Genomic DNA, 10,146 nt, shown 5'->3' with positions numbered 1-10,146 from the left:
ACCTAGCTAAAAAACTAAGCCACCATGGGTTCCCCGGCTTGCCCGATACGGCGTTTCCGATATCACGCGTCATACAGAGCCTATGTTCTGCATGAAAACCTTTGAAACCTCGCCAAAGCCACTAGAGGCCTAATTTTTCGCGAAACGCAATCGAACGGCTACTGGGTTGGCTGAAGGAGAACCGCCGCCTGGGTCCACGCTACTGGAATCTGGCGGCGGTATTTTAGCATGACCCGACATCAAGCTTAAGGAATTGCTTCGGCACCATTCTCAACTAAAAAGCTTAAACGATTTTAGCGGGTCGTAGCCTTCCTTCAGCGAGTCTGAAAACTCCTTAAGTTCCACATAAGGATCCCGATAGAGCTTGGCGTACATGCCCGCATTCTTGTCCCATCTTTTCAATACTTTTTCAAGAGAGTGATCACCTGGAATTTCTGTAACAAAATAGCTTCCCTTCACCCCCTTGAATGTTTTAGGCCTGAAATATTTAAATGACTCCACAGCAGCCACATGGTTTTCATCTAACAATGGAACTCCTAAATGAGACCGCGCAAACTGCACTTTCTGGGGGCGCCAGCTTTGGAGAAGCTCTGCAACGCCTTCGGGAGTGGCAATTAATTCCGAAATTTTGGGATCGTCCCAGAACAGAATATATTCCGAACTCCCGAATCTCTCACCCACCTTTCCAACCAGCTGCATTTTCCCTTCATAACCTTTTACTTCTGTTTTTAGGTGATATGCGAGGTCCCTAGCAAATGATGAGAATTCGTCATAATTTGATGCGGAATGGCACACATGCAGTTTTATTTTTTCATAACTTCTGACATTCACTCCATGCTTCTCGAGATATAAGACAAACTCATCTGCCCTGAGGGCACCCTCTGGCGTGTATATATGGCCGGTCGCCCTTCCCAACTCGTCCTCACCACCGTGCGCATCAACCACGAGACGGCGAACCCCTTTATGTGTGTCCTCCCACACCCTCACCTGCTCATTTAGCGTTCTAGGATTTGAGACACCGGCCATCGTCCGCTCCATCACTGCCACGTTCGATGTTGCCTTTACCGTCCGATTTTTTTTAATTACTAGAGCGATCTTATGTCGAATACTGCGCAACATCTTCCAACCCGCTCTGAGGCCATTAATAACGGTAGTGCCTACCATCCCCGCGAAACTGACAGCCATCGATGCCCAACCTAGTTTTTCTGCCAGCTCGGGATTACTACGCTGAACTGCAACCTTGGCGATTTCAAGCCCAGCAAAGGCAATTGTGGACGCATACATAACCCATTTCGCCACTCCAAGCATCTGCGCGCCAATGGCCGGTGCACTTGCCAATGCCATGACGACGTGGCCAATCGGCTCGAGTGTAGCGGATAGGCTCGGATTGCTCTGCCGTAAGGCCATACCTGTTGCCGTGATTCCTGCACCAACAGCAAGTCCAATCATGAGTACCCCCACCACTACTGGAGCGAGTAAGCCCGCCGACGCGATAATCGCGGCAGCTGAAAGCGCTACCATCACTCCCAACATTACCCACTCACCGACGCTAGCAGCCTGCGGCGGTGGTGGTTTGGTGGCTTCGATCAGGTCATCAAGATAGGCCAGGTTATTGGCCGCATCGCGACGGCTGATCATGATATGACCGCTGGGGTCGTGCCAATTGACCGGGTCGCCTGCAGCGCAGTACGCGCGATCATTCAACCCACCGGCACCGAAGGGGCTCCAGTCGTCGGGTTGATAAAACGCTTTGTGCCGCGGGTCATAGACCCGATAGCCGTTGCCCAGGTGATAACCACCCGTTACCGGATCCGCTCGCTGGCCGTTGTAACCGAGGCCGGTTTTCAGGGCATTCATGCTTTCAAGATGGGTCTCGCCCCAGGGTGTGAAGCTCACCGAACTTCGCTGCCAGTCGCCTTGGGCGTTCTGCTTGTACTCATCACCGCCGCCATTCTGAGGATCGGTCAAGGTGAACAGCAACTGATCATCTAGGGCAACAGCAATGCCCGCCATGTCATCGAGAGTCACCCGTTTGATAACCGTACCCTGTGAGTCCAGCCAGGTTTCCGCGCAAACACGCCCCTCTGCGTAACTCAGAATACGGCGCTGTTGGGTGGCGGCAACATACTGAGCGATCAGTTGATCGGCCTCATCGTACTCATAATAAGTCAGCGGCAGCGTCTGACCTTTCGCGGTTACCGAGCGAAGCTTACCGGTCTCGCTATAGGCCAGCGTTTGTTCATGTTCATTGGTTGTGAGGTTGCCATTGCGGTCGTAAGCCAATACGACCAACTTCTGTTCTCGCTTAGTCGTCCCTTCGAGCTTATGGCATTTGTAATGGGTACGGCGAGTCGGGTGCTGGGCATCTGTGTACTCATAACTCTGCTGGACAGTACTTCCATCCGCAAGCAAGGTCGTGCAACTACTCATATTGCCCAACACATCGTACGTGTAGGACTGCTGACTGATGGCTTCACCGGCAGCATCCTTGACGTCATTACCGTCGGTGGCGACGACCGTCCATTTCTGCAGTTCGTCGGTTACCCCAGTGACTGTAGTGTTGTAGGTGAATTTCTCGGTACGGGCTGGATCCATGGCGCCGTCCCGATAGAGTGTTTTTCTCAAGAGCTGGTTCGCAACAGACCAAGTCTGGTGATAACGGACCTTTATTTGCCCGCCCACACGGTAAATGCGCTCGCACTCGCGGCCCAGCGCATCGTAGCTGAATGCAACACTCATCCGCTGCCCAGTGCGCATGTCTTGAACCGTCACCAAGGCACATTGGCCGAAGGCTGTGTACTGGTATCGATACTCCAGCGAACCGCGGCGCACGCGGCTACGCTGCCCCTGAAGATTGCTCCAGGCTTCGCTGGATACCCCGCTGGCGTGCCGTACACGCGTCAGTTGCCCACGCAGCGAATAAAGCGCTTGCTGTCGCTGCTGAATCCTATGCACCGTACGCTCGAAACGCCAGGTGCCTAGCAATAGCGGCGACAAGAATTCACTGGTGACTTGACTTTGCTGGGTACCTTGCGCTTTGCGCTCGCCAGATATTCCACGGGTCAGGGCTGAATACTTGAAAGTGATCAGCGCAGTACCTGCCCCTGCCTCACCGGCCTTTTGGACGTACCAGCAAACCGAATTACCATTTTCTTCCTTCGGGTACACAACTGAACCATCAGGCTGATGGAACTTATCCGCCTTCAACGTGCTTTGATTACTGGTATCAGCGCCGCGAATAAAAGCCAGCACCACGTCACCCTGGTTGCCATTGCCCTGCAATGTCCGGCGGCCAAGCACTTTCTCGCTTCCACCGGCGGCCGTTACACTAATCTTGACCGGCACTGAACTTAGCCCTTCATAGCTCCATTTCACCTCCGAAGCGTCGGGCCGCTTGAGACTGGTCTGACGTGCCAGTTCGTCCCACGCCAACGTCCACTCACGCTCTTCCAGGCCACCCTCAGGTGAGCTTTGTTTAACACTGGTAGCCAGGCCTCTGGCATCTAAATTTTCGACGGTTTTGACGCCAGCACTCTCGGTGCCCAACCAGCTCTCGCGAGCCAATGTCACAGCACCGTCCTTGTGGTTAGTCTGTACCTGCTGCTGGGTGAACAAAGGTCCTCCAGCATAACGTCCCAGTACTGACTGAACCTTGCGCGAAACAGCGCCTGTCGCACTGTTGTTTTCAACCTTCGCACTGCCATGGCCCTGCCAGTACCAGTCTTTCAACTCCTGCGGTGGTGAAAGTTGCGGATTGCCTACCCGCAACCCACCGGGCTGATAGTCATAGGCTTCCTGCCCCTCGACTTCCCCATCACTTCCCCAATTGACTTCCTCTAGCAGGCAATAATTCGCGGAGGTGTGATCATTGCCCGGCTCGCGTTGCAGTTCCCTGCGAACGACGCGCTGCAGGCCGTCGTACACCAATCTGCTGTGACGTCCCATGGCATCAGGCAGCCTGACCTGAGTACCATCGGCGGTCTGCTGATAGTCTACGGTCTGCGTATGCGTCACCTCGAGCGTTGACACATCCCCACTGTCAAACGCCTCCTGGTCGAACGCATAGGTCTTGCTGCGCAGGCCCCGCCCACGGCTGTCATAGGCATGGCAAATGAAGCTGATCGGCTTGCCCTGCTCATCCTGCTGGCTCTCGCGCAGCACACGGCCTGTGCGTACAGAGACGATCTGCTGTTGCAACACCGCCTCACCGCCGCCTGTAGCGAGCTTGGCGGTCTGGCGCAGTTTATTGGTACCGGATTGCTTGCCCTTGTACAACGCCTCGGTCATGGCTTGCGTGTTGCGTGCAGTGTCATCTTTGTACCAAGATGTGATCGTACGCGTCGTGCTGCGGATGGCGTCTTTGACCTCGTTGTATGCGACCTGTGCCAGGGAAACACTCAAGCCTTTGCGCTTTGCTTGTTTGGCAAGCTTCAACGTTTCGTTTTGGTTCCACTCGCCAACCGGCTCGATGCCCTCAAGGGTGAGCACCGTATTAGGCAGCAAGATGCCATTATCATCCCGATTACCCGTTGCGTAGCCAAACAAGGTTAGGACCGGGTCCGATTTGTTTTCAACCGAAAACTTCAAGTATTCGTACTGCGCACACAGCGGTAAAAGCGCACCCTGCTCCGTGGGCAGGCGGGGGCACGTCAGCTTCACCGCCTCTGCAAGAGTGCTACCGTCGGCCAGCGTAAGTCCGACAACGACGGTACTGACGTCCGGGACCTGGTGAGTAAGAGGCAATGTGGTAGCTGACGGGTCTTGGTAGTACCACAGTTGTGTACTCATACCGTCGTCGGTGGTGAAATGGGTCGGCTCGAAGCGGCCTTTGGCATACTCGACGCGATTGGTTTCAGTCTGGCTCTTCGCAAGCGCTTGGTGGGCATCACTCATGATTGCTGCTCCTGAACTGGCAAGGTGTCGAGTGCCTCGACCGTGACGATGGTGGACACCTGCAGTGCCCGAGCCAGCGGTTTGAGTTCCAATTGATAGTCGGTCGTATCCTGCTGGTAACTGTACTGAGTAGTCCGACGCTGTTGGCCCGGTACCTCCTCGATAATTCGATCAAGCAACGATCCACCGTCGTCACAAACTGTCCAATCCCAGCGGGTAAACGGCGCCTCATCGGCATCAACGCCACCGTTCAAGATCGGGGTTTTCATTGCTGAGATCACATAGTCGTAGCCCGACCATTTCCATGCATGGGTGATGTTGGGCTGGTTTGCCCCTGGGATAATCGTGTGCAGGCTGACGCGGGGTAGTATCCTCTCACTGCTAGCTCCGTACTTGACCACCTCAACCGAACCGTCTTCCTCTGCCACGGTGGTGAGCACCCGGTCCAGTGCAAGATCCCTTGAATAGCCAAATTTCACGCATTGATCGACAGTGCTACCGTCCGCATCACGGTATCGTGTCAAGGTCTTGAGCAAGCAATCTTCAATATCCAGTACGACCGTGCATTGCTCATCGGTGTCTGGCCAGAGGGTAAAGGTTGTTTTGGTGGTGCCCTCAAGGACAGGCTTTTCACCGTGACTGGCATTGAGTAATACAGTGTCTCCATCCTTGATATTTTTCAGCCGTACGTGCCCTTCCACCCCTTGCCACTCGAATGTAAGCGTTTCACCTTGCGCCGAGGTAATGCTTGACGTGGTCAAAAGCAATGCTGGGCGGGTGAGGTTTTCCAATGTTTGAACGAACTGAGCGCGCAGGCGCGCCATGGCGGCAACCTGTTGTGTTTGAGCGTGCTCCACTTCAAGTTGCTGTTTGAACTCACCCTCTGGGCGTCCACAGTTTTCCCACAAGGCGTACTTATACTTTTTAATCAGCCCTTTAAACTCTGTTACCGCTGCTGTCCATGCTGTTCTCGCTGCTGCTGCCCCAGGCGCACCCACAATCAAATCCGCGCCGAATAAATCGAACGCCGCCCCAAATAGAACGGCGATAACTGGGTTTTTCTTCTGATCCGGCTCAGGCTCCGATTGTTTTAGAAACAGCCTGACCTTCTCGCCAAAAAATTTAACGTAAGCGCTGCCGCTCTCTTTACTATCATGATCGCAAGGCTGACTGATCACCTCCTTACGGCCATCTGGGAATTCGAGGGTTAAGCTGGAAAGCCGGTCCTCGCTGCCTTGCGCATCAGTAATGGTAAAGCCGACATACTGTACTTTGTTTTTCTTATCCGCAATGAGGGTTCTGATTTCACTCAGGCTCAGGTGAGCAGTACGCCCAGTGCTCAGGGTCAACTGCCGCTCCCGGTTGTCAAAGGACGAGAAACGAAAGGCCCAACCGTCTCCCAGTGCACTCTCATTGGCGCGGCGGGCGGAGTAATGCAGCGACAAGTCAATGACAGGGCCCCTTCCCGCCATCCCCTGTAATGTGCAAAGGGGGTAGTGCGCGTGGAACAATCCAGTTCGCTCGTCAACGCCATTGGTGCACGCGCCGCTAGTATCGTAGAGTTTAGAGCCGTTGGTTGAGGCGTAATCAGCACAGAGCGTATCGGGCGGAGAGCACTTCTTAGCCACGGGTAGGATGACTGAATTGAGCCCCACGCACTGCCAGATTTTCTCTGCGGTTACATAACCATTCCAGATTTCTGGATGAGTGTGCGTGGAATCATCGGGGCGATGTATATCGAACAACAGTTGATCAGCATGTGCCTCAGTAAACTGAAACTTATAGCCCGACGCAATGGCGGGGGGGGCAAGCATTGAAGCCAATTGCAGGCGTTCATGGCCATGAACAGTGACCGCCACAGAGCGCCCGGACACGTTAGCCACCGTAAACTTTTCTGGCTTGACAAAACTAACGGAGCACGAAGCGCTAGCATTTTCAGGTAAATTTATGTTGCCTGGGAACGCCCACAAATCAAATAACTCGATTAACAGTTCCTCGTCAGCACTCTTCACACCATCTCTAACATACTTAAACATCTTGTCACGCCCTGACGCAAGCTGCCTCTCTACGTAATCATAGCCACTGGCCGAGAGGTATTTCCACGCTGCCTTCGACTTAAATAGTGCCCACAGCACCTCATCCGGCATAATATATTCCAACCGAATGTCCTGAGCCCATCTCCCTTTTATAAAGTAATCTTTGTAGTCCTCAGAATCTGGACCCCTGCAAACCTCGTAATCGCACAGCAACTCACTAGACTCATCTCGTCCAGGCCGATGGGTCCCGCTCCCCTGAGGCGGTTCACGGAAGAACGGCACGCGGTTCATCCTATAATGAAAGTCCGCACGACCATATTTATTCAAATTAAGCAGCACTGTCTTTCTAAAATACCTCTCCACCATGTTGCTTACTTCACTTTGCTCTCGCTGCGCTGCCGTAAGATTTGCCTCTGCGCTTTTGTCCTTAGACGATACGCGACTTTCAAACTTATCACTTAATTTGACCCGGCGATCTCCCAACCACCCCGATTCATCCCAAGCCCAACAATCATTCAACCGAAGCGTCGCCAAGAATTCATCATAAATTTCTCTAGGCAGCTCATTTTTCTCGCCAAAAATAAGACCACGCGCACAGAGCAGAAACACCCCCAAAACCTGATTACGCACTTCAGCAGTTGACATCGTCACCTTAACATCAGGAAGCTCAACTTCTTTGCTAATTACTCGGCCGCGAAGTTTCAACAAGACATCTGCACTGCCCTCCAGCCAAAGCGCACGAGATGACGCTGGAATTTCTTGCGCTTTTTCCAACACAGCATGCGTCGAATCGCCAACACTAGAGGCAATACCCAGGGCCTTCAGTTTGGCTTCAAGGGTTGCCTGAAGAGTTTCCACCCAACCCGACACATAGTCAGCGCTGTCACCTTTCGCCAAGGTCACCGTCCAGTTGTAACATAAGTTCCCGCTGCGACGATCACGCAGTTCAACGTACAGTTCAGTATCAGCATTGGCCTGCGCTTCTAGCATTTTGTACAGCGATATTGCTTTATTTTGATCCTTTACCTCCGAAGCTGCCGGCACCCACAGAGGGGCCCCTCCCAGCGGCTCGCTCATCCAGATCCGCAGCGGTACTCCAGCTTGCCACCACTGATCGGTAGTGGCGTTTTCAGTACGGTCCTTGTTGAAATCTTCCGCCTTTCCCAGGTGTATGTAGTCAGCGAGTAGGGACTGCTTCAGCGCTTGACTCAACGCGGAGGGCCACACGGCCTCAGCTATTTCAGCCACCTTTGGCGTGAACGTGAACGGCGAACCCGGCATCGGCACTCCGGACACATCATCGTGTACGTTCAAACAAATGGTTTCGCCTGCCGTCAGCGACCCTTCCACTGCAAAACCATCCAGTGCAAACCACATAATTGGTTCAACCGTGACACTTAGGTTCGACCCTTGAGGCACCCACAAGGCATTAGCTTCAATGGCTGCCTTGATGGTAACTTCGTCGTTTTTCAGCACCCCGGCACGAAGCAGTTTTGAGTGTTGATTGATTATATTGCACACGTGTTTCTGCTGGTCCCCTTGCTCATCATGTAGGGGGTTACAGGCGACTCTATGTGATTCATGCAGGTATTGACTGGTTCGGTCGCGGACTTGAATGCAAATTCCTTCAGCCCAAGCAGGGAAGGCGTCAGGCACATAGCCTGCAATGACCTGATTGGCGACAAAAGGCGCATTGGTATACATCCGCGCGAGCGCCTCAAACACCCAGAGCCGATCAAATTCAGCACGTCCGAGTTCATCGGCTGCACAGAACTGATTACTATCAATACCCTTTTCAGCAATGATGAAACCATCTTTGCTCAGGTGACCTGCTTGTAAAAGTGTAGAGCCTTCCACCAAGGTGGTATCTGCATTGATGGCATCGATCAGTGCCTTTGGCCATACCGTTTTTTTATAGTTATCTTCCGTAGCGGTAAGCTCGACCGACTTCAAGACACTCCCATCCAAGTGCGCTACCGCCCGAATCCATATTGTCTCCCCTACTACCAAATCCCTGTCAGCGAGCAGGTAACCGGGACTGGTCCATTGGCACGAGCCACTCCCGAGCGTCATGGTTTCGAAACCAGTCATATCAGGGAGGCTGTCGGCAGCCCGCTTGATATTAAATGCCTTCGGCAAGCCATCAATCTGACTGACGTCAGAAATCTCTTCGGGCGCCATTAGCACTATTGTTTCTAGTAATGCGTCACTTCCAATTGCTGCAGACCTTACGATTAGCCACTGACGCACTGACTGGTTACTCGGATCTTGGAAGTCATCACCCTCGCCATACCCATAATCCATTCCGTGACTATCATCAGACTCGAGGTGACCTTCATCAGATTCGAAGTAAGAATCTCCGTAACTTGACTGGCTTGGTGGCCCCGAGCGACGATAAGGCCTGATTTGAACATCCCCATTATACGACTGCATCAACGAGAAAACTTTGAAATTCGCAGGAGCCTCATCCAGAAACAAATACCGCTCTTCGCCTGAGGGAATCGTAATATCTTCTAACCCTGCATAATACTTTGCAGCAAAACTAGTCTTATCCAGGAGATTGAAATCCGTCGCATTTGAAACGCGCTTTTCCCTCAACAGCAATTGCAACACAGACTCTTTACTTGCACCTTCATCTACGAACACCCAAATCTCTTCGGTTGTTGCAATACTCTCTCTTTTAACCAAAGCATCCACGACCCCGGGCTCCCCCCAGATCGCCTCTTTTGTACTTGAAGAAATGGCAATCTTCCGCGCATCGTCAAAGGCACTAGCAAGCACACTGTCCGCCCCGGATAAAATGCAGGGCACACTCAGTTTTTCACGCCACCGCCTCAATGCTGCGTCGACCTCTTCAATTCGCTCTTTTCCAGCAAATAAAATCATGAAACCGAATTGATCCGCTTTTGGCTTCAGACCCTCGGGCCCTGCATAAGGCCCCTTTGTAATAGCCTCCACGCCTCCCTCATGTATCCCCAATATGTAGAGCGTATAGCCGTCAGACCTTATGCAGTCGCCTCTTTTGAACCCAAGAAACTCCAACACTTTTTTACTGTACATAGAGACCCCTCAGGTACGACAACAACGCTATGTTGCCGAGACCAATATGGCGACTGTAGGAAACCGTATTGACTTACGATTATTACTGGATAGGACTACTGAAGCCTCCCACACATAAAGCACGCTAGCCACTGACAAAAATGACAGTTGACTACTT

The 10,146-nt window shown here is 52.7% G+C and carries 2 protein-coding genes; both read right to left on the bottom strand.

The window, feature by feature from the left end:
* Nucleotides 1-270: 270 nt before the first annotated feature.
* Nucleotides 271-4,893: an RHS repeat-associated core domain-containing protein gene (locus tag AB7M33_RS20265; protein WP_454243434.1), complete on the bottom strand. Its 4,623-nt coding sequence runs from the start codon at nt 4,891-4,893 to the stop codon at nt 271-273.
* Nucleotides 4,890-9,989 carry a hypothetical protein gene (locus AB7M33_RS20260; RefSeq protein ID WP_454243433.1) on the bottom strand — a complete coding sequence of 1,700 codons (5,100 nt, stop codon included), beginning with the start codon at nt 9,987-9,989 and terminating at the stop codon, nt 4,890-4,892. Before AB7M33_RS20260 ends, AB7M33_RS20265 begins: the two co-directional genes overlap by 4 nt.
* Nucleotides 9,990-10,146 lie beyond the last annotated feature (157 nt).

It is taken from the genome of Pseudomonas sp. Y3 TE3536, assembly GCF_053629175.1.
The sequence above is the reverse complement of the archived record's forward strand: the minus strand, read 5'-3'. Positions and strand labels throughout refer to the sequence as shown.